This is a genomic window from Pseudoxanthomonas sp. P4_B2, assembly GCF_056402315.1.
Window position 1 is genome coordinate 656101 of record NZ_JBFUHQ010000002.1, and the last position, 26125, is coordinate 682225.

Below are 26125 nucleotides of genomic sequence, written 5' to 3' on the forward strand. Positions count from 1 at the left end.
GTCCCCAGGGAGTCCATCGTCATGACCGCAGTACCCGCCAACGCCGCTGCCGCCGCCAACCGGCACGTCGGCTCCATCGCCATCATCGGCGTGCTGTTCTTCATCATCGGATTCTTTACCTGGATCAATGGACCGCTGATTTTGTTCGCGAAGGTCGCCTTCGATGTGAGCGATGCTTATGCGTTCCTCATCCCGAGCGCGTTCTACATTTCATACTTCTGCCTAGCTTTGCCCGCGTCGGTGATCCTGAAGGCAACAGGCATGAAGAAAGGAATCGCGTTGAGTCTGCTGGTAATGGCAATTGGCGCGGCCATCTTCGGTCAGTTCACAACCGGTCGCTCCTACGCCGGAGCAGTCAGCGGAATCTTCATTCTTGGCGGTGGCTTGGCGCTGTTGCAGACCGCCATCAACCCTTACATCAGCATCCTTGGCCCGATCGAAGGCGCGGCACGTCGGATAGCGATCATGGGGATATGCAACAAGGTAGCAGGCGCGCTAGCGACATACGGACTAGCGCGAGCAGTGCTGCACGGCATGGAAAATATTTCCGTGCAAATTGAAAGCGCGTTGCCGGCGGAAAAAACGGAACTCCTGAACGAATTCGCCGGCCGCATCCACGGGCCCTATATGGCAATGGCTGGCGTGTTGGCTGTGCTGGCGATCGCGATCCTGTATTCCTCACTTCCCGAGCTGAAGGCCGAAGACGTCAACTCGTCCCCGGAATCGGTCGACGAGCAGCGCAACAGCATTTTTTCGTTCCCGCACGTTTGGCTTGGGGCGCTATGCATATTCGTTTACGTGGGTGCTGAAGTCATGGCCGGGGATGCGATCGGCATTTACGGCAAAAACCTCGGTCTCTCGCTCGACTATGCCAAGTATTTTACGATTGGCACCCTCGTTTGCATGCTGATCGGCTACATCGTCGGCTTGCTGCTGATCCCGAAGTACGTTTCCCAGGAACGTTACCTTTCGGTTTCGGCAATATTGGGAATTGCCTTCTCGTTCGCCGCCATGTTCACAGACGGCTACCTTTCCGTGGCTTTCGTGGCGGCGCTCGGCTTTGCGAATGCCATCATGTGGCCAGCCATATTTCCCTTGGCCATCAAGGGGCTGGGGAAATTCACCGAGAAAGGATCGGCGCTGCTGATCATGGGCATCGCGGGCGGTGCGGTGGTTCCTCAGCTCTTTGCGCATTTCAAGGAGCAGTTCAACTTCCAGGTAGTCTTCGCCGTGCTGATGGTGGCGTGTTATGCCTACGTTCTGTTCTTTGCCCGGCGTGGGCACCGTATCGGCATGAAATAGTGCGACTCTTACCGCCCAGCGTTGGCTTCGCCAAGCGAGTCTCCCTATGAACCAACCGAACACCCGGCGACCCACCATCAAGGATGTCGCCGAGCGCGCCAAGGTCTCGTTGAAGACCGTCTCGCGCGTCATCAACAACGAGCCTTCGGTGATGCAGGGCACGCGCGCGCGCGTGCTGCATGCCATCGCCGAACTGGATTACGAACCCGACCAGTCCGCGCGCAACCTGCGCAGCGGCACGCCGTTCGTAGTCGGCCTGATCTACGACAATCCCAATCCGTACCACATCATCGGCATGCAGAACGGCGTGCTGGCCGCGTGCCGCGAAACCGGCTTCGGCCTGCAGATCCATCCCTGCGATTCCACCTCGCCGCTGCTGGCCGAGGAGCTGTCCGAACTGGTGCAGCGTTCGCGCCTGGCCGGCCTGGTGCTGACTGCGCCCATGTCCGAAAGCATGGAGCTGGTGCATGCGCTGGCCGCGCGCGGGGTGAAGCTGGTGCGCATCATCGCCGCGACCGAAGACCCCAACGACGGCTATCCCTGCGTCTACGTGGACGACCATGACGCGGCTTACGAGATCACCGAACACCTAATCCAGCTCGGCCACCAGCGCATCGGCTTCCTGTGGGGCGGGCTAGCGCACCGTTCCAGCATCGAACGCTACAACGGTTACGAAAAGGCGCTGAAGGATTACGGCATCACCCTGGACAAGCACCTGATCGTGCCCGGCGACTACACCTTCGACGACGGTTTCCGCGGTGCGCGACGCCTGCTCGCCTTGCGCGAACCGCCGACCGCGATCTTCGGTTCCAACGACGAAATCGCCGCCGGCGTGCTGGCCGCCGCCAAATCGGCGGGCATGAACGTGCCCTACGACTTGTCCATTGCCGGTTTCGAGGACAGTCCCTTTTCCAAACAGTCCTGGCCCGCGCTGACCACCGCCAAACAAGCCACCGAAGACATCGCCCGGCAGGCCGCGCGCCTGCTGATCGCAGGGCTACGCCACGACGCCTACGACGACAACCCCACGCCGTTGCACAACCAGGGCTTCGTGCCGCAACTGGTGGTGCGCGGCTCCACCGCGCCGGTACGCCCGCGCAACGATTGAAGCCAAACCATTCGCATGAGCACCGCATCCATCAACGACATCCGTTTGCCCGACCCCCACGACACCCTGATGTACGCCGAAGCCGCACAGACCGCCGAGGTGGTCGCCACGCAGTTCGCGCGCAACGCGTCGGTCATCGCCACGCTGGCCGAAGATCTGCGCCGCAACCCGCCGCCGTTTGTGGCGACCTGCGCGCGCGGCAGTTCCGATCATGCGGCCACCTATGCGAAATACCTGTTCGAAACGCAGCTGGGCATCGTCACCGCGTCGGTCTCACCCTCGGTCGGCTCGGTCTATGAAGCGAAACAGAAACTGGAAGGCGCGCTGTATCTGGTCATCTCGCAATCGGGCAAAAGCCCGGACCTGTTGCGCAACGCCGAAGCCGCGCGCGAAGCCGGCGCACGCGTGATCGCATTGGTGAATGTGGAGGATTCCCCGCTGGCGCAACTCGCGCATACGGTCGTGCCGCTGCATGCGGGACCCGAACGCAGCGTCGCCGCGACCAAAAGCTATCTGTCGTCGCTATCGGCCATCCTGCAACTGGCCGCGAACTGGAAAAACCAGGCGCCGCTGCTCGACGCGCTGGACACATTGCCCGACGATCTGCGCGCCGCCTGGCAGGCAGACTGGTCGCCGCTGACCGAAGGTCTGGTCGATGCGCATAACTTGTTCGTGCTCGGCCGTGGGCTCGGCCTGGCGGCGGCGCAGGAGGCCGCGCTCAAGTTCAAGGAAACCTGCGGACTGCACGCCGAAGCCTACAGTTCGGCGGAAGTGAAGCACGGGCCGATGGCGCTGGTGGGACCAGGCTTCCCCGTGCTCTGTTTCGCGCAACCGGATGAAACCGAGGCTGGAATGCTGACCTTGGCCAAGGAATTCCGCGCACGCGGCGCCGAGGTCTGGGTATCGTCGGCGCACGGCGAGCTGCCGCTGGTGAAGGCAACGCATCCGGCCTGCGCGCCGCTGCTGACTATCCAGAGCTTCTATCGCGCCATCAATGCATTGGCGTTGCGTCGCGGGCACAATCCCGATGTGCCGCCGCATCTGAACAAGGTCACCGAGACGGTATGAACGGCATTCCGACCAACAGCAGTCTGGCCCTGGTCAATGGCCGTGTCCTCACCGATCGCGGGATCGAGGAGGGCGTCGCGGTGTTGATGGAAGCGGGAAGCATCGCCGCGGTCATTCCCGAGCACGAGGCATTGCAGCGCGCGGACGATGCGCACGACCTGCAGGGCGCGATCCTGCTGCCGGGCTTCATCGATTGCCAGGTCAACGGCGGCGGCGGCGTGCTGTTCAACAATTCCCCGGATCCGGAATCGCTGCGGCGTATCGGCGCGGCGCACCGAAAGTTCGGCACTACCGGTTTCCTGCCTACCCTGATCAGCGACGATGCCGACAGGATGCGCGAGGCGATCGCCGCCACGCGCGCGGCGATCGCGCAGGGCGTGCCTGGTGTGCTGGGCATCCATCTGGAAGGCCCTTACCTGGCGCCTGCGCGCAAGGGCACCCACGACGCCAGCAAGTTCCGCGTGCCGGATGCGCAGGAGATCGAATTCGCCGCCGCCCTGGACAACGGCATAACCCTGATCACGCTCGCGCCCGAGCGAGTGGGCGCGGAAACAGTGCGGACGTTCGTGAATCGCGGGGCCATCGTCTGCGCCGGCCATACCGCCGCCAATTACGACGAAACCCGCGCCGGCATCGACGCGGGAATCAGCGGTTTCACCCATCTGTTCAATGCGATGTCGCCGCTGACCGGCCGCGAACCCGGCGCGGTCGGCGCGGCGATGGAAGACGCGCACTGTTGGTGCGGCGTCATCGTCGACGGACATCACGTGCATCCGGCGAGCCTGCGTGTGGCGCTGGCGGCCAAGCCGCGCGGCAAGATCTTTCTGGTCACCGATGCAATGCCGCCCGTGGGTGCGGACGATCCCAGCTACGAACTGTACGGCGAGACGATCACCGCGCGCGACGGCGTGGTGCGCAATGCGGCCGGCACGTTGGCCGGTTCGGCGCTGGACATGGCTACCGCGGTGCGCAACAGCATCTCCCTGCTCGGGGTATCGCTGGAAGAGGCCGCGCGCATGGCTTCGACCTATCCTGCCGAATTCCTTGGCATCGGCGATCGTTACGGACATATCGCGCCGGGCTATCGCGCCGATCTGGTGGCGCTGGACGATTCGTTGCAGGTGGTCGCCACCTGGATCAACGGCAGGCGATGAAGGCGAACACGCCGCAGCGCTTCGATTCCGTCGATGCGCTGCGCGGAATCACGGTCGCGGCGATGCTGTTGGTCAATAACCCGGGCGATTGGGGTCACGTGTACGCGCCGCTGCTGCATTCGGAATGGAACGGCTGCACGCCGACCGACCTGGTGTTTCCGTTCTTCCTCTTCATCGTCGGCGTGTCGATCGCGCTGGGCATCGTGCCTCGCGTGGAAGCAGGCGCCGACATGGCATCGCTGCGCCGTGTGGTGATGCTGCGCGCGGCGAAGATCATCTGTTTGGGTTTGCTGCTGCACCTATTGGCGTTCTGGCTGCTGGACAAACCCTGGTTTCGGCCATGGGGCGTGCTGCAGCGCATCGGCCTATGTTTCGCGGCAGCCGGGATGCTGGTGACCCTGACCCGTGCGAAGGCCCAATGGACGATCGTCGCCGTTCTGCTGGTGGGCTATTGGGCGTTGCTCGCGGCGGGTGGTTCGTTCGCGCCCTGGGACAATCTGGCCAGTCGCGTCGATGCCGCCCTGCTGGGGCCGATGGCCTATCAGTTCGATCCGGCTAGCGGACATGGCCACGATCCGGAAGGCTTATTGAGCACACTGCCTGCCATCGCCACCACGCTGTTGGGAGTGCGTGCGGGCCAATGGCTGCGCGATGGGGATACGAAGGGACTGCTGCTGGCCGCAGCGATCGCGCTGCTGGCGGGGTTCGTGTGGTCGCAGTGGTTTCCATTCAACAAAAACCTTTGGACCTCTTCATATGTGCTGTGGACGGCGGGCTGGGCCATGCTGGCGCTGGTCCTCTGCCATGCGCTGATCGATGAAAGGAAATGGCCTGCGCTAGGCCGCCGTTTCGGAGTGAACGCTATCGCCGCCTACGTCGGGTCGGCGGCGATGGTCTATGCGTTCGCAGGGGTTGGAAGGTGGGAGCCGATCTATCGCGTCGGCTTCAGTGGTTGGATGACGCCGCGCTTCGGGCCGTACCTGCCGTCGCTGGCTTTCGCTCTCGCATTCGTAGCCCTGTGGTGGGGCGTGGTTCGCTGGATGGACCGCCGCCAGTGGTATCTCAAGCTCTAAGGTCTCTCCAATCTCTTCTGCTTCAGATCACAGCTTTCTCCACTGCATTGGAGTAGAAAGGCAGGGCATCCCTCGGTGTGAGTCCCGTCATGAATCCGTCTTCGTGCCTGCTTGCCTGTTGCCTGTTGCTGTTGACCGCGTGCGATTTGCCCGGAGCTACCGAGGAAAGCAAACGCTCGGCGCAGAAGGCGCCCGAACGTCCTGCAAGCCGGCTCGTGGCCTCGCGGCGTGTCGTGCCGGCGAATCGGCCGGTCGGCGTGCAAGCCAGCGCCGTCGCGCAGGCCGCTGGGCAACCCCCTTCGATGGGAGGCGTGCTGCCAGCCCGGCAGATCCCCAACCCGGCCTTTAAAAGCACCGAAGTCGCGCGCTTCGACCAACCCTGGGCGATGACCTTCCTGCCCGATGGGCGTCTGTTGGTCACCGAGAAACCGGGCAAATTGCGCTTGATCGATGTCGCCACCAAACAGATCGGCGAGATCATCGGAGTGCCCGCCGTTGCCTATGGTGGCCAAGGCGGTCTTGGCGATGTGGTGCTGCATCCGCAATTCGCCAGCAATCGCCTGGTCTATCTGAGCTATGCCGAATCGGGGACCGGCGGACGCGGTGCCGCAGTGGCGCGCGCGACCTTGAATCTGGATGCCAGCGGCAACAACGGCAGCCTGTCCAACCTGCAGGTGTTGTGGCGGCAGATCAAGGTTAGCGGCGAGAATCACTACAGTCATCGCATCGCTTTCGATCGCGACGGCAAGCTGTGGATCAGTTCGGGCGAACGCCAGAAGGGTGCGCCAGCACAGGATCTGCAATCCAATCTGGGCAAGATCCTACGCCTCAATGCGGATGGTTCGACGCCTGCGGACAATCCTTTCGTCAACGAGGGCGGCGTTGCCACGCAGGTGTGGTCATTGGGCCATCGCAATGTGCTGGGCATCGTTTTCAATACGCAGGGCCAGTTGTGGACGCACGAAATGGGTCCTATGGGCGGCGACGAACTCAACCTGATCGAACGCGGTTCCAACTATGGATGGCCTATCGTTTCCAATGGCAGCAACTACGACGGCAGCGACATTCCCGACCATTCCACGCGGCCGGAATTCAATGCGCCCGAGGCCTGGTGGACACCGGTGATCGCACCGGCGGGTTTTATCATCTACACCGGCGACCTGTTCCCCTATTTCCGCGGCAACGGTTTCATCGGCGGCTTGGCTTCGACGGCACTAATCCGCATCCAGTTCGATGGCGACACGGGCAAGGAAGTGTCGCGCTACCCGATGGGCCAGCGTATCCGCGAAGTGGAGCAGGGTCCGGACGGCGCGATCTGGCTGCTTGAAGATGGTTCGAACGTGCGCTTGTTGAAGCTGACGCCGACTTGATCGCCTAGCGCGTCGGCACACACTGCGATCAGAGGTCGATTACGGCTTCCACGCTCACGTAACGGTAGGCATAGCGGTCGGTGCCGGTTTCGTTGAGCACCGGAGTGTCCTTGTATCCCGCACTGGCGCGCAGCCACGCTTTCTTCCAATGCGGAGTGTCCACGCCGACTTCCAGCATGCGCGCATTGCTCCAGCCCTCGCTGTCGCTGCGCTGGCGGCCGAAGCCTGCTGCCGCACGCCATTGGTAGCCATGGTAGCGGCGCCGAAGCGCGACTACGCCCAGGACTTCCCCGTACCATTCCGGGGAGTAATAGTCCCCTTCGCGGGCTTCGCTGTTGCGGAAGTAGCGGCTGCGCAACTGCACGCTGATGCCCTGTTCGGGCAAGGCCGCGAAGATCAGATTGCCGCGCAGGTGCGTACGCAGATTGTTTCCGGAACCGAAATCCTGCAGGCCGACCAGGCCGGTGGCCGTCCAACGCTCGCCCATCGGCAGATCCACCGCCGCGCCGGCGAAAGTCTGCACCAGGCCGCGTTCGGCACCCTCGCGGGTCTCCAGAACTTCGCGCTCCAGGAAGAACTCTTTGCGACGGGCGTCTTCGCTATGCAGCGAAGCGCTGCCCAGCAGCGCGTCGCCGTTGGTGCCGACGTCCACTTTCCATCGCCACAGCTCGCTGCCGCCCGCGGCGCGGACATACAGGCGTTCTTCGCTCTGCGACCAGCCGTCGCCGGCGAAGCGCGCGCGTTCCACCTTCATCCCCAACCAGCGATCGTCGCTGTAGCGACGCAAGTCCCACCCCAGCCCGTATTTCTGCGTCTCGTTGCCGTCGGCGTCGGAGGACAGCCACAGCTCCGGTCGCAGCGCTTGTTTCGGCGACGGTTCTTCGCCGGCGATCGCCATGCCCGACAGCGCCATCAACAGCGCGAAAGCCAATGGGCCGCGCTTCATTTCGTGCCCCAGGTCTTGCGCAGGCGCAACAGTTCGGCGGCATAGCCCAGCACGCATACCGGTTGCAGCAGCATGGTGTAGCCGATCGAATAGAACAGGAAACCGCCGACGTTGCGCCGCACCTGCAGATCCTGTCGTTTGAACATGCGGGTCTGCACGCTGAAGATGACGACGTTCCACAGCATGGCCAGCGGCAGCACCAGCAGCGTCATCAGGCCTGCAATCCAGAAGTAGCCGAACAGCGCCAGCACCAAGCCGGGCAGGAACGCCAGCGTGTAAACCAGGTCTAGCGGCAGGAACAGCAGGTTCCACCAGATGAAGAGCGTGCTCATGCGTGGCGCGAACAGCAGGCGGCCATGCCGCGCGAAGGCTTCCATCAGCCCGCGCGACCAACGCTGGCGCTGGCGTGCGAATTGCCCGACCCCGGCAGGTACCTTGGTGAACAGGCAGGCGTCCTCGCAATAGCCGATGCGCGCGCCGGTGGCCAGCAGCGCCCACGACACCACGATGTCTTCGCCGACGCACTCGGGCCAACCGCCGACGTCTGCCAGCGCCTGCCGTTCGTACAACGAGAACGCGCCTTGCGCCACCAGCGTGCCGTGATACATGCTTTGCATGCGCTTCACCGCGGCGATACCGTGGAAATAATCCCATTCCTGCGCGCGGGTCAGCCAGTTGTCGCGCGAATTGCGGACCAGCACCGCGCCGGCGACCGCCACCGTACCGACGGGATCGGAGAGGTAGCGCTGCACGATCTTGCGCAGCGCGTCGGTGCGCAGATAGGAATCGCCATCGACGGTCAGCACCAGCCCCTGTCGGGTCTCGGCGAAGCCGCGATTCAACGCCGCCGATTTGCCGCGGTTACGCGGCTGCGCCAGTACGCGGATCCGCATGCCCGGGCGCGAGAGCCGACCGGCGGCCGCCTGCGCGATGGCCAGGCTATCGTCGGTGGAGCCGTCGTCGATCACCACCACCTCGACCTGGCCAACGTAGTCCTGCAGCGAGAGGCTGAGCAGGGTGTCGTCGATGTTCTCGGCTTCGTTGTAGCAGGCCACCAACACGCACAGATCCGGATACACGGCGAACTCGCGCCGCGAGGGACGGCGATCGCTGAGGATCGAGCCGATCAGAAAGGCATTCATGAAACCGGGCACATAGGCGATGAAGGCGATCACCATCAGCGCCACGGCGAATCCGGTGACCTGCGACAGCTCGCCCAGCCACGACTGCGACAACCACACGCTGAAAGCCATCCAGGCCGCGGCCAGGGTCAGGACCAGGGTGAATTTGAGTCGCAACGGCACGTACAGACCGCGACGCGACGCCAATACGGGTGCCGCCGAAGAGAGTTGCTCGCCGGTCAGTTCGGGAAGAGGGTCGGCCGATGGGCCTGCCGGTGCTGTCGAATCGAGGTTGTACATGCCAAGTGTCCAGGTGCCACGGAGTGGCCGCACTGGAGTAGCCGCAATTATCGTGCCAAATGTGAGATCCCTCACCTGTTCGTCTGGCGAGTCCGGATAAGGCAATGAAATGGCCGCATATGGCGCACTACGTCACATTTTTACCGGCCTGTCTGGCCGGCCGGCTCGGCGTCAGCTTTCGGAACGCCGGGCGTGCTGGATGGCCAGCAGGCGCGCCTTCTTCAGCGCCAGTCCGATCTCGGGCCCGGCAGGAGTCCCCTCGGCCAGGTCGCGGGCATTCACCGCCCCCGCGGCGGCGTGCAAGCGCTGCAGTTCGCGACCTTGCGGATAGTCGTGCTCGCTGCTGCCCAGGCGGCCGCGTTTGTCGGCTTCGCATACCCGGGCTAGCTGGGCGATGCGCTCCGGTTTGCGGAAGGCATCGCAACGGGTCAGCAGCTCCAGCACGGTCGCGTCGCGCAGCTCGTCCAGCCGGTGCACGTTGAGGTGCTCACGGCAGGCCATGATTGCCAGCTCGCGATGCGCGGCCGGCACCTTGAGGCGTTCGCACAACGCTTTCAGCGGGGCCAAGCCGGCGTGTTCGTGGCCGATGTGTTTCGGCAACGCCTCCGTCGGCGTCAGCGCCTTGCCCAGGTCGTGGGTCAACGCGGCGAAGCCGATTACGTCATCGCCAAGTGCCAGCCGCGCGGCCATGTCACTGACCAGTTCCTGATGCAGGCCGGTGTCTATTTCCGGATGAAACTCGGCCCGCTGCGGCACGCCGTACAGCGCGTCTATTTCCGGCAATATTTGGCCCAATGCGCCGCACTCGCGCAAGGTGCGCAGGAAAGCCGAGGGGGTGGACGAACGCAATGCGCGTACCAGTTCCTGCCAGACGCGCTCGGGCACCAGCTCGCCCAGCTCGCCGCCCTTCGACATCCCCTGCATCAGCGCCAGCGTCTCCGGCGCGATCTTGAAGCCAAGGTCCGCGAAGCGCGCCATGAAACGCGCGGCACGAAGCACGCGCAGCGGATCCTCGACGAAGGCCGGTCCCGCATGCCGCAACAGGCGCGCTTCGATGTCGCGCACGCCGCCCAGCGGATCGGACAGGTTGCCGTCTTCGTCCTCTGCGATCGCATTGATGGTGAAGTCGCGACGCGCCAGATCGTCCTCCAGCGTTACCGACGGATCGGCGTCTACCACGAAACCGCGGTAACCGCGCCCGCTCTTGCGTTCGGTGCGGGCCAGCGCGTATTCCTCGCCGGTGCGTGGATGCAGGAACACGGGGAAATCGCGGCCGACCGGCTTGAATCCCTGCGCCAGCATTTCCTCCTGGGTGCTGCCGACCACGACATGATCGCGGTCGCCGGGCTCCAGGCCCAGCAATCTGTCGCGTATCGCGCCGCCGACTAGGTAGGTTTTCATGGGGGAAGATGATGCCTTGGTTTCCCTTCTCCCATCGGGAGAAGGGGACAACCAAACTCAGCTCTTCGGCACCTGCGCCGTCGGACAGGTAAAGGATTTGCGTTTGGCGTCGACGCGGCCGAGCATGCGGTCGGTCACCGGCAAGGCTTTGCCGTTCAATCGCCAGTCGTAGATCACGCTGAAGGCCAGCACGCGCGCCACGTACTCGCGGGTTTCCTTGTAACTGATGGTCTCGATCCAGAAATCCGGATCGTAGTTGGGGCGTTGCGACTGCCAGCGAGCGGTGGGGGCCGGGCCGGCGTTGTAGGCGGCAATGGCCACGTACGGCGTACCGTATTTGTTTTCCATCTGTCGCAGGTAGGCGGTGCCCAGCATGATGTTGGTGTCCGAGTCGTACAGGCTGGCCGCACCGCCCCAGGGCAGGCCCAGGCTCTTGGCCGTGGCCGCTCCGGTGGTCGGCAGGACCTGCATCAGGCCCATGGCGTTCGCACCCGAACGGGCATTGGGGTTGAACACGCTTTCGGCGCGGATTTCGGCCGCCACCCAGGCCGGGTCGATGGCGTTCTTGGCCGCTTCGCGCTTGATCGTTTCGCCGTGGTGGAGTGGGAAGCGCAGTTCGTAGAGACGCTGTTCCTCCGGCCGGCTTTGACCAGCAACACTGCCCAGCGAGAAAACCGCGCGGTCGAACCAGCCGTTGTCGCGGGCCACTTCTACCGCGAGGCGGCGCTGGGTGTCGTCGAAACGCGCCAGGGCGCTGTTCCATTCGCTGGTGGCCCAACCGGGGCGCTCCAGTTTCCACAACTCCATCGCGCGGACGATTGCCGGGTCTCGAGCGACCGCGGCGCGCGCGGCTGCGTCGTCGTTGGGAATCCAGGCGCACAGCGCGTAACCCTGATCGATGCGGTCGGCAGCCATGAAACCGTGGAAGGTCGCCGACTTGGCGGCTTCGCGGAACAGGCGCTGGGCTTCGGCCTTGTCGCCGGCCTTTTCCGCCAAACGCGCTTCGAAATAGCGCCAGCGCGAATCCTCGCGCTGGTTTTTCGGCATCTTGCGTATCGCCGCCAGCGCCGCGCGCCAGTCACCGCGCGCCATGGCTTCGCGCGCGCGCCATTCGTGCAGCTTCTCGTCGTAGACGGCTTCGGGCACGGCGTTCAAGCGGCGCGCGGAATCGGGTTCGTAGGACGCCACCGTCCACAACGCCGCTTCGTACAGCACCTTGCCGCGTTCGGTTTCGCTCATGCCCAGTGCCGCCGCGTACTGCGGCAACTGCACTTCCGCGCTGGCTGGCGAAGACTTGGCCAGACGCATCAGACCGTACATCGCCATCTTGCGGCTGCGTTCGGTTTTCGGCCAACCGAGCGCGCGCGTATGCACGGTGTCCAGGAACGCGGCGTAGTCGTTGGTCAGGGCGGCATCGGCCGCTGGTAGTCCGCGCGCTGCGCTGCGCATCACGGCGGGTTGTTGTTCGGCGGCGGCCTTGTCGATGCGCTCCCAGCGCAGCGCGGGCGGCAATCCGCCGTTTGCGCCTAGTAGGGCGAACACGGGGTCGCAGCTGTCCGGCAGGGCCTTGCCGGTGCTGGTCCATATCTTCTGTGCATCCAACGTCCATTGCGCATCGGCCTTGCCCAGGGCCTGGCGCGCATTGAGTTCAGCGCACTGCAGGCCGACGTTGGAAGTCGGTTTCCATACCGCACGCAGCGTGGGCCAGTCCTGTCGCCGCGACAGCGCCGGAAGCCATAGGGCACGGAAAGCGTCGGCCACAGCCTGACCGTCGTAGCGCTTGAGGAAGGATTGCGCCTGCGTGGTGGACAGAGTGTCGATGTCGCGTTTGAGATCGGCGAACTCGACCCAGCCGTAGAGCGGATGTGCGGTAAGCCTCGGGGAATACTGGGAGGCGTCGAAGCTGCCGTTTTCCGCCGCTTGCAACGCCGCCTGGATTTGCGGACGTTGCGCGTCCAGGTTTTGCGCTTGCGCGGCGCGGAACGGCAATAGGCCGCAGGCGGCAGCGAGTACGATAGCGAAACTCGATCTTGTCATGGCCGAAATACTAAAGGATGGCGGATGAATCGCATGACCCGCCGCACGGGCGCGTGAACTGCGCATCACATTAGGTTGGAGAGAACGTGTTCGAAGGAATCTGGATGTTCCCCTTGCTGGGCGCGGTAGCCGGCGTACTGGCGGGTTTGCTCGGCGTCGGCGGCGGATTGGTGCTGGTCGGTGCGTTGGCCTGGTTGTTGCCCTTGTACGGCATTCCCAAAGAAGCGGCGATGCATGCGGCCCTGGCCAGCTCGCTGGCCAGCATCGTATTGACCGCCGCCTCGTCCGCGTACGCTCACCACGGCCGTGGCAGCGTGCTGTGGCCCACGGTGAAATGGATGGTGCCGGGTTTGTTGCTGGGCGGATGGTTGGGCAGCGGCATCGCCGTGAAGCTGGACGATCAGGTGCTGCGCTGGGTGGTGGCCGGTTATTGCTTGCTGGCCGCAATGCAGTTGCTATTCGGCAAGACCCGTGTCGGCGCCGAGGGCGTAATGGCGCCGCCGCCGACCGGTTTGCCTATGACCGCAGCAGGCACCGGTATCGGTGCGGTGTCGGCGGTAGTCGGCATCGGTGGCGGCAGCATGACCGTGCCTTTATTGGTGTGGCGCGGGATCGCGCCCGTGCGCGCGGTTGGCACTTCTAGTGCCTGCGGAGTGGCGATAGGCCTGGCCAGCGCGGTGGGGTATGCACTGCACGCGCCAACAGGCGCGTTACCCGAATACTCGGTGGGCTATGTCTATCTGCCGGCCGCTATCGGGGTCGCAGTGGCCTCGGTGCTGTCGGCGCCTTATGGCATGCGCCTGGCGCACCGGATCAGTGGTTTGGCCTTGAAGCGGGTATTCGCCTTGTTCCTGATAACGGTTGCAGTCACCTTATTGATGTGAATATGAACCGAAAGAAGAATTACATTCAGCCAAATCTCACATCATTCGCTTGCCGATTTTTACGATTCGTTTACAAACTGGCGCCAAGCCGTTCTGGTGCAGGGACTGGACGGTCTTACCTCAATAACTCTGGAGAGAGACCATGAAACCGCGCCATCGATCCTTGGCAATCGCCATCCATCTCAGTTTGCTCTTGACTCTGCCCGGCGTCGCCGCCGCGCAGGAGGAGGCCAAGACGCTGGATACCGTCACCGTCACCGGTAGCCGTATCAAGCAGACCGACATCGTCACCGCCCAGCCCGTGTTCGTCATGGACCGGAAGAAGATCGAAGCCACGGGCGCACGCAGCGTAGGCGACCTGCTGCAGCAGCTCAGCTCCAGCGGCAAGGCGCTCAACGCCAAGTTCAACTCCTCGGGCAACTTCGGCTATCCCGCCGACGGCGGCGGCATCGGCGCCGGTTCGGCGCAGGTGGACCTGCGCAACCTGGGCTCGCAGCGCGTGCTGGTGCTGGTCGACGGTATCCGCTGGGTCAACGAGTCCTCCGCCTCCGGCGTGAGCGGCAGCGCAGACCTAAACACTATTCCACTGGCCATCGTCGAGCGCATCGAAGTGCTGGAAGACGGCGCCTCGGCCATCTACGGTTCCGATGCCATCGGCGGTGTGGTCAATATCATCACCCGCAAGGATTTCGAAGGCGTGGAAATCTACGCCAACGGCGGCAAGTTCGAAGAAGGCGGCGACACCAAGGAAGCGGCGATCACCATCGGCGGCAAGGCCGACCGGTTCTCCGGCGTTTTCTCCGCCAGTTATTACGAACAGGACCCAATCAGTGCTTCCAAGTGGATGCAGGCGGCCGAAGCCGCTACTCCCGGCGGTGGCGTGGGTTCGGGCAGCTCGGCCACGCCGCAGGGCCGCTTCACGTTCTGCGATCCGGCGCGTCCGGCAGGTTCGTACGGCTCCTGTTCGGCCGACGAAGCGTTCTTCTACGACATCACCCTCAACGACGGCACCACCACACCGGTCTGGAACCCTGCCGATCCTTCCACTGGCACCTACCACGACTGGAGCGGCGCGGATCGCTTCAACTTCGCGCCCTACCAGCTGCTGTTGACGCCCAGCAAGCGCAAGGCGCTGTTCGGCGCTGTCAATTTCGACATCACCGATAACACCCGCATCCACGCGAAGATGCTCTACAACAACCGCCAATCTACTAATCAGGCGGCGCCGGAGCCGATTTTCGTCGGTCCCTACGCGGGTACGGGCGGCATCGCCGACACCATCATGATTTCGGCGGCCAACCCGTACAACCCGTTCGGTATCGACCTGATCCCGGGGCAGAATTTCGGCTGGATCACCAAGCGTCCGCTGGAAGTGGGTCCGCGCATCTTCCACCAAGATGTCGACACCTATTATTTCAACCTCGGCATGGATGGCGTGTTCAACCTCGGCGACCGTGGGTTCACCTGGGATGCCAACTATGTGCATACCGAGAACAAGGCTTCGCAGGTATTCCTCAACGGCTACAACGTGGCCAAGCTGAAGCTGGCGCTGGGCGACCCGGCCGTATGCGCTGCCGTCCCGGGGTGCGTACCGCTCGATCTGTTCGGTGGCCAGAGCCGGCCGATGACGCAGGCGATGATCGACTACATCCGCACGCGCCAGATCGACACCAGCAAGCAGACTCTGGATCTGTATTCGGCCAACGTCAGCGGCGATCTGTTCCAGATCGGCGATCGCACCGCCGGTTTCGCGGCGGGCGTGGAGCATCGCCGCTACAAGGGCGAGTTCAATCCGGACCCGTTGCGCCAGAGCGGCGAATCGCAGGATTCGTTCGCAGCCCCGGTATCGGCCGACTACGACGTCAGTGAAATCTACGGCGAGTTCAACTTCCCGGTGCTGGCCAGCCTGGACCTGAGTGCCGCGCTGCGCTATTCGGATTACTCGACCTTCGGCGGCGAATCGACCGGCAAAATGGGTTTCCGTTGGCAACCGATCGATGATCTGGTGATCCGCGGCACGTACTCCAAGGGTTTCCGCGCGCCCAACCTGGGCGAGCTGTATGGCCTGACCCAGTTCGGCGCGACGCTGGTCGATCCTTGCGGTCCGACCGGCGGCACGGGACCTGCATCCCAATATGTCGCCGGATGCGCCGCGCAAGGCGTGCCTGCAGGATTCGAGCAGGCCAATACCCAGATAACCACCTTTACCGGCGGCAATCCGGATCTTTCGCCCGAGAAATCCGACAGCTATACGTTCGGCGCGGTCTACAGCCCGAGCTGGGCGGAAGACCTGTCGTGGTCGAGCAAACTGGACTTCGAAGTCAGTTACTACCACCACAAGATCAAGGACGCGATCCAGGCCCGCGATCTGCAAGCGCTGCTCAATGCCTGCCTGAGCACGGGCGGCGGTACCGATGCAGCGTTGTGCTCGCCATTCACGCGTGCGGCCAGCGGCAACCTCAATCCGCCGCAGAACTTCCTCGACAACCTGGCCACCATCGAAACCGATGGCATCGACATCAAGGCCAACTGGGTCGGTCCGGAGATGGGCTGGGGCCGCCTGACCGCGGCGCTGCAGGCCACCACGGTGCTGGATTACAAGGCCGTGGATATCGACGGCAACCGTTCGCAGCGGGAAGTTGGCGTGGAAGTCAGCGATAGCGCGATCCCGGATTGGCAGACCAATCTGCAATTCGGCTGGAGCAACAAGAGCTGGGAAGCCAACTGGAACGTGCGCTACATCAGTGCGGTGACCGAAAATTGCGGCAATGCGGTCATCACGCCCTCCACGGGCTGCGCCACCGCCGCCGACCACCACAAGCTCAGCGCCACGACCTACCACGACGTGCAGTTGGGTTGGAAACCGATGGAAGGCTTGAAGCTGACCCTGGGCGTCAACAACCTGTTCTCCAAGGAAGCGCCGGTGTGCACCACCTGTTCGTTGAACGGCTACGACGCCGGTACCTACGACCTGCCGTGGCGTTTCACCTACCTCAGCGCCACCTACAAGTTCTGAGGTTATCTTCAACGGCGCAGGAAAAAGGCCGGCATCTCGCCGGCCTTTTTTTATTCATTTCAATGCGATTTGCGGCACGTCGATGCTCATCGCCAAGGCCAGATGATCGGAGAACGCGGCGGGAATCGCACGCGCATCGGCGAATTCCAAGCGCTCGCTGACCAATATGTGGTCGATGGCACGCATCGGCCGCCAACTGGGGAAGGTAGGCACGCAGAAGGAAGGCGGACGCAGGTGGGTTCGGCTGTACAGCAGATCCATTTCCGGCCGGTCCGGCAGGCAGTTGAAATCGCCCATCAGCACCGCATGCGGGTGGTCGGCCAGCAGTTCGGCGATGAACGCCAGTTGCGAGCGTCTTGAATTCGCACCCAGCGACAGATGCGCTACCGCGATTACCAGGCCTTCGTCGCCATCGCCGAAACGCGCCATCAGCACGCCGCGTCCGCCGATGCGGCCGGGCAGGGCGTGGTCGCTGACTTCCACCGGTTCCAACTTGCTCAGCAGGCCGTTGGCGCTGGACGCCACGCGGCCGACATTGCGGTTGGGCTGATGGCTCCAGTAATCGAAGCCGCCTTGTTCGGCCAGGTAGTGGGTCTGGTTGGTGAACCCCGAGCGCAGGCTGCCGGGATCGGCTTCCTGCAGGCCGACGATATCGTGTTCGCCGGCCATCTTCGCGATCGAATCCAGGCTCACCCGCTTGTTGCCGTAAGGCATCGCATGCGACCAGCTGCGGGTCACGTAGTCGCTGTAGCGACGCGTGCTGGAGCCGGCCTGGATGTTGGCGCTGAGCAGCCTAAGGCGACGTGTGTCCGCTGCAGTCATGGGGGGTGACCGGACTGCTACTTCGCCGCACCGCTTTGCGCCGCGCGTTCCATGGCGATCAGGTGGTCGGTGATGCGGACCATGTCGTCCCAGTTGCGGCCCTTGACCAGGTACTTGCCGTTGACGACCAAAGAAGGCGTGCCTTCGATCTTGCTGCGCAGAGCGAACTGGTTGGCCTTGTTGATCTTGCCGGCGATGGCGAAGCTCTTCATGGTGTTGAGGAACTGCTCGGCGCTGACGCCGTACGCGGTGTAGAACGCCGCCACCTTGGCCTCATCGGGCTTGTCGCCTTCGGCCGGGATGCTGTGCTTGACGTGGATCGCCTCGTACACCGCCGAATGGGTTTTTTCTTCCAAGCCCAGCGATTCGGCCGCGTAGAACGCTTTGGCGTAGGGCACGAAGTCCGGACGGAACTGCGCCGGCACGTAGACCACGCGCACATCGGCAGGCTGCTTGGCCTTCCAGTTGCGCAAGGTAGGATCGAAAGCGTAACAGGCCGGGCAGATGTAGTTGAACATCTCGACCACTTCGATCTTCCCCTCCAGCGGCTGCCAAGGCTGGCCGCCGGAGATTTCCACATAGTCGGTGCCGACTACGGGCGCCGGACCCTGCGGCGCGACGACCGGGTTGTTGTTCGGCGCCTCGGGCGCTGCGGGCGTGGCCGCTTCGGCGGGTGCGGCGGCGGCGGGCTGAGCCTCGGTAGCGGCGGGTGCGGCCGGGGTGGCTGCCACGGGCGCTTCGGGAGCCTCGGTCTTGGAACAGGCGGCCAGCATGGGCAACAGTATCGACAGCATCAAGGCATGGCGGATTTTCATGATCTGGACCTTAGGAATTGATGGAAAAAGTGAATCAGTAGTGTCGCTCACTTCAATGCCGCGCGCCGTTGCGCGATCAGATACTCGGCAGTGCGAAGCATCGGGCCGTAGCCGCGTTGATCTACCGAGACCAAGTATCTGCCGTCGATCACCAGCGAAGGCGTGCCTTCGATCCTGGAGCGCACCGCGAACTGCCGCGAGCGGTTGATACTGGCGCCCACGGCAAAGCCTTGCATGGTGCTGGTGAAGGTTTTGGGATCCACGCCGAATTGTGCGTAGAACGAACCAATCTGTTCCGGCGTAGCTGTCGGGCTCAGACTGTGCTGTTGGTGCAGCGCGCTGAACACGGCCTCGTGGCTCTGCTCCAGTACTCCCAAGGTCTCGGCTGCATAGAAAGCCTGCGCATAAGTCACCCAGGGGCCTCCCAGTGAAGCGGGGACCAGGGAAATCTTTACGTCGGCCGGCAGTTTGTTTTTCCAGGCTACAAACAGCGGTTCGAAATTGGCGCAGTGCGAGCAGATGTAACCGAACACCTCGGCCACTTCCACCTGTCCGTTAAGCGGCGCGTAGGGTTGGCCATTGGCTAGCTCCACATAGTCCACACCCGCCGTTGGGATCGGCCCTTCCCAGGCAGGAGGTACCACTGCGAACGGAGTCGCGGTTCTGCTAGCCGATGCTGAGGACGCGCTTGCGGTTGTCTTGTCGGCAGGGCCCGCAGTCGTCGCATCGGCGGGCGCCTTTTGCGGGTCGCAGGCGGCAAGCATCGGCAGCACGACCAACAGCAACAGCACAATGCGGGACTTCATTGGGTGAGCTCCAGAGGCAGGTCCTTCGGGACGGCGATTACTTACCGGCGCGTTCTTTCGCCACCAGGTAATCGGTAACACGCAAAGTCTCTTCAGGATTGCGCGCGGTCACCCGATATTTGCCGTTAACGATGATCGTCGGCGTACCTTCCACGCCGGAGGCCAGCGCGAATTCCTTGGACCGTTCCAGCAGCAGATCGGTCGCGGGGCTTTCCATGACCGCCACGAAGGCTTTGGGATCTGCGCCGTAGCCTTTGTAGAACGCGGCGATTTCCTGCGCCGACGCGTTCTGGATCGGCAGGGCGCCATCTTCATGCAAGGCTTTGAACACCGCGTCATGGGTCTTGCTCAGAACGCCGGCTTTCGCCGCGGCGTAGTAGGCGCGCGCGTAAGGCGTCCATATGCCGCCGAACGCCGCCGGGACCGGGGTGAAACGTACCCAGGAAGGCTGCTTCTTGTGCCAGGCGTTGAGCATCGGCTGGAAGTGCGCGCAGTGGATGCAGGTGTAGCCGAACACTTCGACCACCTCCACCTTGCCCTTGAGCGGCGCGTACGGCTTGCCCTCCGGGATGGACACGTAGTCGACGCCGGCGACCGGGTCTGCAGCGAATGCGAGCAGCGGCATCAGCGCCAGCAACAGAACGGCAAAACGCGATTTCATCGTTGGTACTCCTGGCGCAAAAAGAAACGCCGGCCATGATTGGGCCGGCGCGATGAACAAGAGCTGTGATCCTCGGACCGCGCTGGGCGCGCGAAGTTCACGATTTTTGTGGGGTCGGCTCGGCAGCTGGTGCGGGTGCCGCTGCCGGGACTGCGGGCGCGGCCGCCGGCGCGCCGCTTGCGGCAGCATCGTCGGCGTGATCGTGCAGGCCCTGCAAGTAGGTGGCCAGCGCCTGGATTTCCTGGTCGGTCAGCTGTTTGGTGACCTGGGCCATGATGTTGAACAGCGCCGGATCCTTTTCGGTAGTGGTGCCGGCACGGTATTCCTGCAGGCGCCGCGCCTCGTAATCCTGGCGTTGGCCGCCCAGATGCGGATAGGCCGGACCGGGATTGCCGGCGCCGCTGGGACCGTGGCAAGCCATGCATGCCGGAATGCCGCGGGAAGCGTCGCCGCCGCGATACAGCTGCTGCCCCACTTCGTAGAACTTCATGTCCTTGTAGGCGCCATCGGCGATCACCGTGTCGTCGGCCAGGCCGGCGCCGGATTTCTGGGTGGCGAAATACGCGCCGATGTCGCGCATGTCCTGCGGGGTGAGGTCCTTCACGAACGGGACCATCGCCACCGCCGTGCCGGTGCGCTGGCCGCTGGCGATCAGGGCGATCTGGTGGGCCACGTAGCGCTCGCTCTGGCCGGCGATGCGCGGGTATTGCGGGTCGCTGGAGTTGCCGTCGGCGCCATGGCAGGCCGCGCAGGCAGAGGCTTTGGTCTGGCCGGCCTTGGCATCGCCCCAGGTGGTCTTGCTGAGGTCGATCTCCAGCGGCGCGGTGACCACAGGCGCGTTGTCCGGCAGCGGAGCGACGGTGGTCTGGGCGAATGCGACCGCACCCACGGCCGCAATGGCCAGTCCGGCAAGTCCAAAAACGCGAGCGTGGCGCATGCTAAAGCTCCGGGGGGATATCGAAAAGCGGCCGAAAAAGCGGCGCCGTACGGCAGCCGCGAAACAGGGGAATTATCGTCGCGGCAGGCCTTGCGGGTCAATGAAAGCGGCCGTCGCGGCCAATCCGCGGCCCTCGAGCGCCCCCTGCGATGCCGATTCCAGCCGTGGCGTGCCATCCTAGTCGCATGTTCAATCCCCTAGAAAAAGCCAAATATTTGCTGGCGGCGCATATTCCCAGCCAGCTTCCCCCCGATATCGGCCACGAGGTCGCCTTCGCCGGCCGTTCCAATGCCGGCAAGTCCACCGCGCTCAATGCCTTGACCCGGCAGAACGCGCTGGCGCGGGTCTCCAAGACCCCGGGCCGCACCCAGCAGCTGGTGTTCTTCGAAATCGAACCAGACAAATACCTGGTCGATCTGCCCGGCTACGGCTACGCCAAGGTCCCGCATGAGCTGAAGGATCATTGGCAGGCCTTCCTGGATCGCTACTTCCGCAGTCGCGAGGCGCTCAAGGGCCTAGTGGTGGTGATGGACATCCGCCACCCGCTGAAGGACTACGACCGGCACATGTTGAGTTACGCGGTGGAGCGCGGCATTCCCGCGCATGCGCTGCTCACCAAGGCCGACAAGCTGGGCCGCGGCCAGCAGGCGAACTCGCTGCAGGCGGTGAAGAAGGAACTGTTCTCCCTGTTCGGCGATACCGTCAGCGTGCAGACCTTCTCCGGCGAGTCGAAGCAGGGCGTGGACGAGGCGCGCGCGGTGGTGAACGGATGGTTGGGATTCCCGCAGGCCTAGGACTTCGTTCCGCAGTTATCCTCTGCGGTTTTCCGAGAGACACCTCACGATGCGGCTCTTCCTTCTCTTGTTCTGGATCTGTGCGGGGCTGCCCGCGCACGCCGCATCTGCAGCCGACGCAACCGACGCAACCGACGCAACCGACGCAACCGACCGCCGCATCGCCGTCACCATCGACGACCTGCCATGGGCGCGGCTGGACGGGATCATCCCGCTTGACCTGCAGGCGCGCCATGAACGGCTGATCGCGGCATTGAAACAGGCGGCCGTGCCCGTTGTCGGTTTCGTCAACGAGAACAAGCTGGAGGTCGACGGCAAGGTCGATCCCCAGCGCGTGGCGATGCTGAAGGACTGGCTCGACGCCGGTTACGAACTGGGCAACCACACCTATTCGCATGCCGATATCAACGAGGTGGGAGTTGCCGCTTTCGAGAAGGAAATCCTCGATGGCGAGCGCCAGCTACGACCGTTGCTGGCCGAACGCGGGCAGGTGCCGCGTTGGTTTCGGCATCCCTACCTCCGCGCCGGCCGTACCACGGAAGAAAAAGCGAAAGTAGCCTCCTTTCTGCAAGCGCACAGCTATCGTATTGCACCAGTTACCGTCGACAACGGCGAATGGGTGTGGGCGTTCGCCTATGCCAACGTGATGAATGCGCAGCCGGATTCGCCCGAGCGGGAAGACTTGCTCTCGCGCCTGCGCCTGGGCTACGTGCCGTACATGCTCAACAAACTGGACTACTACGAAGCGCAATCCATCCAGCTGCTGGGCTATGCGTTGCCGCAGGTTTGGCTGATGCATGCCAACGAACTCAATGCGGATTGTTTCGCGACACTGGTCGAGGCCACGCGTCGTCGTGGCTATCGCTTCGTCAGCCTGGAAGAGGCCTTGCGCGACCCTGCGTATTCGCATGCGGACGGGTACGAAGGGCGTTATGGCCCGAGCTGGCTGCACCGCTGGGCGATGGCGGAGAAGAAACCGAAAGAGTTCTATGCCGGGGAACCCGTCGTACCGAAGTGGGTGATGGACTTGGCCGACGTGGAGTCGGAGTAGGCCGGGGCTACGCGTCGTTCTCCAGTCGCGGATCCATCCATCCGCGCAGCGCATCCACGCCCGTGTTGATCGCTACGATCAGCGCGCCCACCACCAGCACCACGCCCAGCACCAGGGTGTAGTCGCGGTTCAAGGCGCCTTGCACGAAATAACGTCCCATACCGGGGATGCCGAACACCTGTTCCACCACCGCAGAGCCGGTCACCACATTGATCAGCGCCGGCGACAGCCACGCCACCACCGGCAGCAACGCGGGTTTCAATGCGTGCGAGAACAACAGGCGCGTCTCCGAGAATCCGCGCGCGCGCGCCGCGCGCAGATAGTCGGCGGAAAGGGTTTCCAGCATCGAGACGCGAGTCAGGCGCGCGCAATAGGCGATGTTGGGCAGGGCCAGTGCGATCACCGGCAGCACCAGATTCTTCCATTCGCCCCAGCCGCCGGCCGGCAGCCAGTGCAGGGTCACCGCGAACAGCAACACAAGCAGCGGCGCGGCGACGAACTTCGGGATCGCCAGCCCCAGTCCGGCCAGCAGCATCAGGCCGCGATCGATCCACTGGCCCGCCCGCAGCGCCGCGAAAACGCCCAGTGGAATTCCAAGCGCCAACGCCAGCAACAGAGCAAGGCCGCCGTTGAGTGCGGACACCGGCAAGGCCTGAGCGATAAGCTGGTTGATGGTGTAATCCGGATATTGGAAAGAGGGACCCAGATCGCCGCGCAGCACATCGCCCAGCCAGGCGCCGTATTGCGCGATAAGGGGTTGGTCCAGCCGGTATTGCGCGGCTAGCGCGGCCCGTACTTCCGGCGGCGCGGATTTTTCGGTGTCGAACGGGCCGCCGGGCGCGGCACGCAGCAGGACGAAGCACAGGGTCGCCAGCAGCCACAAAGTTATGAAAGCCTCGAGCAAGCGGGAGAGGAGACGCTTCACAAAATCATCTCGTCATCCCGGCGAAGGTCGGGATCCAACCTGCGGTCGCTGCCATGTGCTCGCGGTCGGATCAATGCAGCGTTGGGATGGATCTCGGTCTCGCTGCGCCAGAAGGCGCAGTTCGGTGCCGGGATGACGATATCTGAGGGGTCGGGGTTCGAGCGCGTCATGTTTTATTTCTGCGTCGTTACGCACTACACGCGCACATCGAACAAGTTGCCGATCAAGTACGAAGCCGCCATCGCCATCGCTCCCCAGAAGCCCACGCGCAACGCCCCGCGCACCAATAGCGCTCCGCCCGCATAGGCGGCCAAAGCGCCGGAGATGAAAAGGCTGATCAGCGTGACCGCGATAGTCACCACGCTCACGTATTGGTCCGAAGTCAGCAGCACCGCCGCGAGCGGCACCAGCGCGCCCACAGTGAACGCCGCCGCCGAAGCCATGGCCGCCTGCACCGGACGCGCGCGCAAAGTATCGGTGATGCCCAGCTCATCGCGTGCGTGCGCGCCCAGGGCGTCGTGCGCGGTCAGTTGCTCGGCGACTTGCTGCGCAAGCGCGTGAGTCAGCCCGCGACGAACATAGATGTGCGCAAGCTCGGCCAGTTCGGTGTGCGGATCCTCGGCCAGCTCCTGTTTTTCCTGCAGCAAATCGGCCTTTTCCGTATCCGCCTGCGACTGCACCGAAACGTATTCGCCCGCGGCCATGGACATGGCGCCAGCCACCAGCCCAGCCACGCCGCTCATCAGTACGGTGGTGTGGCTTGCGCCGCTCGCGGCCACGCCCACCACCAGTCCGGCCACGGAAACGATGCCGTCGTTGGCGCCCAGCACCGCCGCGCGCAGCCAGCCGGCTCGATTGGAGCGGTGCACTTCCCGGTGTCTGGCGCGCATGCGTGCTCCGCTTCCCTCAGTCGCGCCAGCGTAACCAGCGCGAGGCATGGCGGTCGAGCGGATTCGGTTCGAAGCCGAGCACTTCCGGCCTGACCAGATGTTTGGAGGTATAGAAGTACAGCGGTATCGTCGCTTGGTCGTTCAGAAGCTTCTGCTCCGCCGCGTGCAACCAGGCATTGCGTGCGGTCTCGGTCTTCGCTGCATCGGCCTTGGTCAGTCGTTCGCGGAAGGCCGCTTGGTCGTAGCCGGTCCAGTTGAGCGGCCCGTCGTTGCCGAACGCGGCCAGGAAGTTGCGCGCATCCACCACATCGCCCACCCAGCCGCCACGGAACACCTGAGTGATCACCCGTTGCTTGCGGTTCTGCACGAACACCTTCCATTCCTCGTTGCGCAGCCGCACTTGGATGCCGAGTACGTCGCGCCACATCGACGCTACCGCCAACGCCATGCGCCGGTGCGGCGTAGAAGTGTTGTAGCGGAACTCCAGCACCAGCGGTCGGTCGGTCGAATAGCCGGCGGCGCGATACAGCGCCTTAGCGCGCGCCTCCCGTTGCGCCTGGGTGGCGTTCGCCCACGTAGTCCGGGCGCCGGTATACCCGGGAATTCCGGAGGGCACCAATCCATACGCAGGTTGCTCGCCCAAGCCGGTGACGTAACGAGTGAGCTTGTCGCGATCCACCGCCAGCGACAGCGCCTCGCGCAGGGCGGGATTGTTCCTGAAAGGCGGCTTGGAAAGATTCATCCCCAGCCAGAAGGCGCCCAGATAGGGAGAAATGCGCAACTGGCCTCCGAAACGTTTCCGCAATACGTCCAGCGGTTGCGGCGGCACCGTCTCGGTGAAGTGCAGATCGCCGGCGGCGAAACGCTGCAGTTCGGCCGACGCATCTTCGGTTACCTGGAATCGCACGCGCTGGATCGACACGTTGGCCGCATCGTGGAATCGCGCGTTGCGCTCCAGGGTCAGGTTGGCCTGCGGCGTCCATGCGAGCAACCGATAGGCGCCGTTGCCGACTAGCCGGCCAGGAAGCGTGTGTTGCGCGCCGTATTTCTCCACCGCTGGCAAGTAGATCGGAAACGCGATGGGCAGTGTCAGTAGCGCAGGCAAGGCCGCGCTGCGGCTCAGGGTGAATACGACCCGACGCGCATCGGGCGCTGCCACGCCCAGGGCTTCGGGCGCGAGCTTGCCGGCCTGCACGGCCTGCGCGTTGCTAAGCGCGTCGAACAACTCGGCGAAGGGCGCCGCCGTCTTCGGCGCGAAGGCACGACGGAAACTCGCCACCACCTGTGGTGCATCCAGCGGTTCGCCATTCGACCAGCGCAAGCCTTCGCGCAAGTGGAAAGTCCAGGTGCGGCCGTCGGCCGACACCTCCCAGCGTTCGGCGATGCCCGGAATCAACCTTCCTGCGGAGTCCTCGGTCACCAGCCCTTCGTAGAGGTCGCGAAGCACGTTGCCGCAAGAGACTTCCTGGCAACGGTGCGCATCGAGCGTGCTGGGTTCGGGTCCGTTGCCGCGCTCCAGCTGAGCGTGCTCCAGCTGAGCGCGCTCCGGTTGGTGCTCCAGTTGAAGCGGCGAAGCGGCCTGCGCTACGGCATTGGCGGAACACAGAAGCAACAGGGCGGCAACGATCAGGCGCATCGGCTCAG

The 26125-nt window shown here is 63.9% G+C and carries 23 protein-coding genes; 10 read left to right on the plus strand and 13 right to left on the minus strand.

Annotation, left to right across the window (positions count from 1 at the left end):
- Nucleotides 1-21 precede the first annotated feature (21 nt).
- The 6 genes from AC1DTQ_RS07455 (at nt 22) to AC1DTQ_RS07480 (ending at nt 7075) form a co-directional block, all read left to right on the plus strand.
- Nucleotides 22-1302, plus strand: a complete 1281-nt coding sequence (locus AC1DTQ_RS07455; RefSeq protein WP_477848877.1) for a sugar MFS transporter — start codon at nt 22-24, stop codon at nt 1300-1302.
- A 46-nt stretch (nt 1303-1348) separates the two neighbouring features.
- Complete coding sequence (locus tag AC1DTQ_RS07460) at nt 1349-2410, plus strand: LacI family DNA-binding transcriptional regulator (RefSeq protein ID WP_477848878.1); 1062 nt, start codon at nt 1349-1351, stop codon at nt 2408-2410.
- A 15-nt stretch (nt 2411-2425) separates the two neighbouring features.
- On the plus strand, nt 2426-3478 hold the full coding sequence (locus tag AC1DTQ_RS07465) for an SIS domain-containing protein (protein WP_477848879.1): 1053 nt from the start codon (nt 2426-2428) through the stop codon (nt 3476-3478).
- A complete protein-coding gene (gene nagA / locus AC1DTQ_RS07470) occupies nt 3475-4632 on the plus strand; it encodes an N-acetylglucosamine-6-phosphate deacetylase (protein ID WP_477848880.1) in 1158 nt (385 codons plus the stop codon). Before AC1DTQ_RS07465 ends, nagA begins: the two co-directional genes overlap by 4 nt.
- Nucleotides 4629-5705 carry an acyltransferase family protein gene (locus AC1DTQ_RS07475; protein WP_477848881.1) on the plus strand — a complete coding sequence of 359 codons (1077 nt, stop codon included), beginning with the start codon at nt 4629-4631 and terminating at the stop codon, nt 5703-5705. Before nagA ends, AC1DTQ_RS07475 begins: the two co-directional genes overlap by 4 nt.
- 233 nt (nt 5706-5938) lie before the next feature.
- Entirely contained in the window at nt 5939-7075 is a 1137-nt protein-coding gene (locus AC1DTQ_RS07480; protein WP_477849157.1) for a PQQ-dependent sugar dehydrogenase, read from the plus strand.
- Between the two features lie 28 nt (nt 7076-7103).
- Here AC1DTQ_RS07480 and AC1DTQ_RS07485 read toward each other — a convergent pair whose 3' ends face one another.
- From AC1DTQ_RS07485 to AC1DTQ_RS07500, 4 genes are all read right to left on the minus strand, one after another.
- The gene (locus tag AC1DTQ_RS07485; protein ID WP_477848882.1) at nt 7104-8021 is read right to left on the minus strand and encodes a hypothetical protein; all 918 of its coding nucleotides are present in this window, start codon (nt 8019-8021) and stop codon (nt 7104-7106) included.
- The gene (locus AC1DTQ_RS07490; protein ID WP_477848883.1) at nt 8018-9442 is read right to left on the minus strand and encodes a glycosyltransferase family 2 protein; all 1425 of its coding nucleotides are present in this window, start codon (nt 9440-9442) and stop codon (nt 8018-8020) included. Before AC1DTQ_RS07490 ends, AC1DTQ_RS07485 begins: the two co-directional genes overlap by 4 nt.
- Before the next feature lie 171 nt (nt 9443-9613).
- On the minus strand, nt 9614-10843 hold the full coding sequence (locus tag AC1DTQ_RS07495) for a multifunctional CCA addition/repair protein (protein WP_477848884.1): 1230 nt from the start codon (nt 10841-10843) through the stop codon (nt 9614-9616).
- Nucleotides 10844-10900: 57 nt separating this feature from the next.
- Nucleotides 10901-12880, minus strand: a complete 1980-nt coding sequence (locus tag AC1DTQ_RS07500; RefSeq protein ID WP_477848885.1) for a transglycosylase SLT domain-containing protein — start codon at nt 12878-12880, stop codon at nt 10901-10903.
- An 86-nt stretch (nt 12881-12966) separates the two neighbouring features.
- Between AC1DTQ_RS07500 and AC1DTQ_RS07505 the strand changes: the two genes are divergently transcribed.
- Together AC1DTQ_RS07505 and AC1DTQ_RS07510 are read left to right on the plus strand one after the other, a co-directional pair.
- Complete coding sequence (locus AC1DTQ_RS07505; RefSeq protein ID WP_477848886.1) at nt 12967-13764, plus strand: sulfite exporter TauE/SafE family protein; 798 nt, start codon at nt 12967-12969, stop codon at nt 13762-13764.
- A gap of 142 nt (nt 13765-13906) precedes the next feature.
- Entirely contained in the window at nt 13907-16780 is a 2874-nt protein-coding gene (locus tag AC1DTQ_RS07510) for a TonB-dependent receptor plug domain-containing protein (protein ID WP_477848887.1), read from the plus strand.
- Nucleotides 16781-16834: 54 nt separating this feature from the next.
- Here AC1DTQ_RS07510 and AC1DTQ_RS07515 read toward each other — a convergent pair whose 3' ends face one another.
- From AC1DTQ_RS07515 to AC1DTQ_RS07535, 5 genes are all read right to left on the minus strand, one after another.
- The gene (locus AC1DTQ_RS07515; RefSeq protein ID WP_477848888.1) at nt 16835-17602 is read right to left on the minus strand and encodes an endonuclease/exonuclease/phosphatase family protein; all 768 of its coding nucleotides are present in this window, start codon (nt 17600-17602) and stop codon (nt 16835-16837) included.
- Between the two features lie 17 nt (nt 17603-17619).
- The gene (locus AC1DTQ_RS07520; protein WP_477848889.1) at nt 17620-18417 is read right to left on the minus strand and encodes a thiol:disulfide interchange protein DsbA/DsbL; all 798 of its coding nucleotides are present in this window, start codon (nt 18415-18417) and stop codon (nt 17620-17622) included.
- A gap of 47 nt (nt 18418-18464) precedes the next feature.
- On the minus strand, nt 18465-19223 hold the full coding sequence (locus AC1DTQ_RS07525; RefSeq protein WP_477848890.1) for a thiol:disulfide interchange protein DsbA/DsbL: 759 nt from the start codon (nt 19221-19223) through the stop codon (nt 18465-18467).
- Between the two features lie 37 nt (nt 19224-19260).
- Complete coding sequence (locus AC1DTQ_RS07530) at nt 19261-19884, minus strand: thiol:disulfide interchange protein DsbA/DsbL (RefSeq protein ID WP_477848891.1); 624 nt, start codon at nt 19882-19884, stop codon at nt 19261-19263.
- Between the two features lie 97 nt (nt 19885-19981).
- A complete protein-coding gene (locus AC1DTQ_RS07535) occupies nt 19982-20821 on the minus strand; it encodes a c-type cytochrome (protein WP_477848892.1) in 840 nt (279 codons plus the stop codon).
- Nucleotides 20822-21006: 185 nt separating this feature from the next.
- Here AC1DTQ_RS07535 and yihA point away from each other — a divergent pair, with 185 nt between their 5' ends.
- Nucleotides 21007-21615: a ribosome biogenesis GTP-binding protein YihA/YsxC gene (yihA, locus tag AC1DTQ_RS07540; protein WP_310092517.1), complete on the plus strand. Its 609-nt coding sequence runs from the start codon at nt 21007-21009 to the stop codon at nt 21613-21615.
- A gap of 49 nt (nt 21616-21664) precedes the next feature.
- On the plus strand, nt 21665-22666 hold the full coding sequence (locus tag AC1DTQ_RS07545; RefSeq protein ID WP_477848893.1) for a polysaccharide deacetylase family protein: 1002 nt from the start codon (nt 21665-21667) through the stop codon (nt 22664-22666).
- A gap of 7 nt (nt 22667-22673) precedes the next feature.
- On the opposite strand, the gene AC1DTQ_RS07550 is transcribed toward AC1DTQ_RS07545, so the two are convergent.
- The 4 genes from AC1DTQ_RS07550 to AC1DTQ_RS07565 are packed head-to-tail and all read right to left on the minus strand — an operon-like array spanning nt 22674 to nt 26117.
- A complete protein-coding gene (locus tag AC1DTQ_RS07550; protein ID WP_477848894.1) occupies nt 22674-23591 on the minus strand; it encodes an ABC transporter permease subunit in 918 nt (305 codons plus the stop codon).
- On the minus strand, nt 23588-23761 hold the full coding sequence (locus AC1DTQ_RS07555) for a hypothetical protein (protein WP_477848895.1): 174 nt from the start codon (nt 23759-23761) through the stop codon (nt 23588-23590). The genes AC1DTQ_RS07550 and AC1DTQ_RS07555 overlap by 4 nt, the downstream gene beginning before the upstream one ends.
- 24 nt (nt 23762-23785) lie before the next feature.
- Nucleotides 23786-24481 carry a VIT1/CCC1 transporter family protein gene (locus AC1DTQ_RS07560; protein ID WP_477848896.1) on the minus strand — a complete coding sequence of 232 codons (696 nt, stop codon included), beginning with the start codon at nt 24479-24481 and terminating at the stop codon, nt 23786-23788.
- Nucleotides 24482-24497: 16 nt separating this feature from the next.
- Nucleotides 24498-26117, minus strand: a complete 1620-nt coding sequence (locus AC1DTQ_RS07565; RefSeq protein WP_477848897.1) for a peptide ABC transporter substrate-binding protein — start codon at nt 26115-26117, stop codon at nt 24498-24500.
- Nucleotides 26118-26125: the final 8 nt, after the last annotated feature.

What these genes read in the sequence shown, in the direction of transcription:
- AC1DTQ_RS07455 (WP_477848877.1), top strand. Translation starts at nt 22, where the DNA reads ATGACCGCAGTACCCGCCAACGCCGCTGCCGCCGCCAACCGGCACGTC.
- AC1DTQ_RS07460 (WP_477848878.1), top strand. Translation starts at nt 1,349, where the DNA reads ATGAACCAACCGAACACCCGGCGACCCACCATCAAGGATGTCGCCGAG.
- AC1DTQ_RS07465 (WP_477848879.1), top strand. Translation starts at nt 2,426, where the DNA reads ATGAGCACCGCATCCATCAACGACATCCGTTTGCCCGACCCCCACGAC.
- nagA (WP_477848880.1), top strand. Translation starts at nt 3,475, where the DNA reads ATGAACGGCATTCCGACCAACAGCAGTCTGGCCCTGGTCAATGGCCGT.
- AC1DTQ_RS07475 (WP_477848881.1), top strand. Translation starts at nt 4,629, where the DNA reads ATGAAGGCGAACACGCCGCAGCGCTTCGATTCCGTCGATGCGCTGCGC.
- AC1DTQ_RS07485 (WP_477848882.1), bottom strand. Translation starts at nt 8,021, where the DNA reads ATGAAGCGCGGCCCATTGGCTTTCGCGCTGTTGATGGCGCTGTCGGGC.
- AC1DTQ_RS07490 (WP_477848883.1), bottom strand. Translation starts at nt 9,442, where the DNA reads ATGTACAACCTCGATTCGACAGCACCGGCAGGCCCATCGGCCGACCCT.
- AC1DTQ_RS07495 (WP_477848884.1), bottom strand. Translation starts at nt 10,843, where the DNA reads ATGAAAACCTACCTAGTCGGCGGCGCGATACGCGACAGATTGCTGGGC.
- AC1DTQ_RS07500 (WP_477848885.1), bottom strand. Translation starts at nt 12,880, where the DNA reads ATGACAAGATCGAGTTTCGCTATCGTACTCGCTGCCGCCTGCGGCCTA.
- AC1DTQ_RS07510 (WP_477848887.1), top strand. Translation starts at nt 13,907, where the DNA reads ATGAAACCGCGCCATCGATCCTTGGCAATCGCCATCCATCTCAGTTTG.
- AC1DTQ_RS07515 (WP_477848888.1), bottom strand. Translation starts at nt 17,602, where the DNA reads ATGACTGCAGCGGACACACGTCGCCTTAGGCTGCTCAGCGCCAACATC.
- AC1DTQ_RS07520 (WP_477848889.1), bottom strand. Translation starts at nt 18,417, where the DNA reads ATGAAAATCCGCCATGCCTTGATGCTGTCGATACTGTTGCCCATGCTG.
- AC1DTQ_RS07525 (WP_477848890.1), bottom strand. Translation starts at nt 19,223, where the DNA reads ATGAAGTCCCGCATTGTGCTGTTGCTGTTGGTCGTGCTGCCGATGCTT.
- AC1DTQ_RS07530 (WP_477848891.1), bottom strand. Translation starts at nt 19,884, where the DNA reads ATGAAATCGCGTTTTGCCGTTCTGTTGCTGGCGCTGATGCCGCTGCTC.
- AC1DTQ_RS07535 (WP_477848892.1), bottom strand. Translation starts at nt 20,821, where the DNA reads ATGCGCCACGCTCGCGTTTTTGGACTTGCCGGACTGGCCATTGCGGCC.
- yihA (WP_310092517.1), top strand. Translation starts at nt 21,007, where the DNA reads ATGTTCAATCCCCTAGAAAAAGCCAAATATTTGCTGGCGGCGCATATT.
- AC1DTQ_RS07545 (WP_477848893.1), top strand. Translation starts at nt 21,665, where the DNA reads ATGCGGCTCTTCCTTCTCTTGTTCTGGATCTGTGCGGGGCTGCCCGCG.
- AC1DTQ_RS07555 (WP_477848895.1), bottom strand. Translation starts at nt 23,761, where the DNA reads ATGACGCGCTCGAACCCCGACCCCTCAGATATCGTCATCCCGGCACCG.
- AC1DTQ_RS07560 (WP_477848896.1), bottom strand. Translation starts at nt 24,481, where the DNA reads ATGCGCGCCAGACACCGGGAAGTGCACCGCTCCAATCGAGCCGGCTGG.
- AC1DTQ_RS07565 (WP_477848897.1), bottom strand. Translation starts at nt 26,117, where the DNA reads ATGCGCCTGATCGTTGCCGCCCTGTTGCTTCTGTGTTCCGCCAATGCC.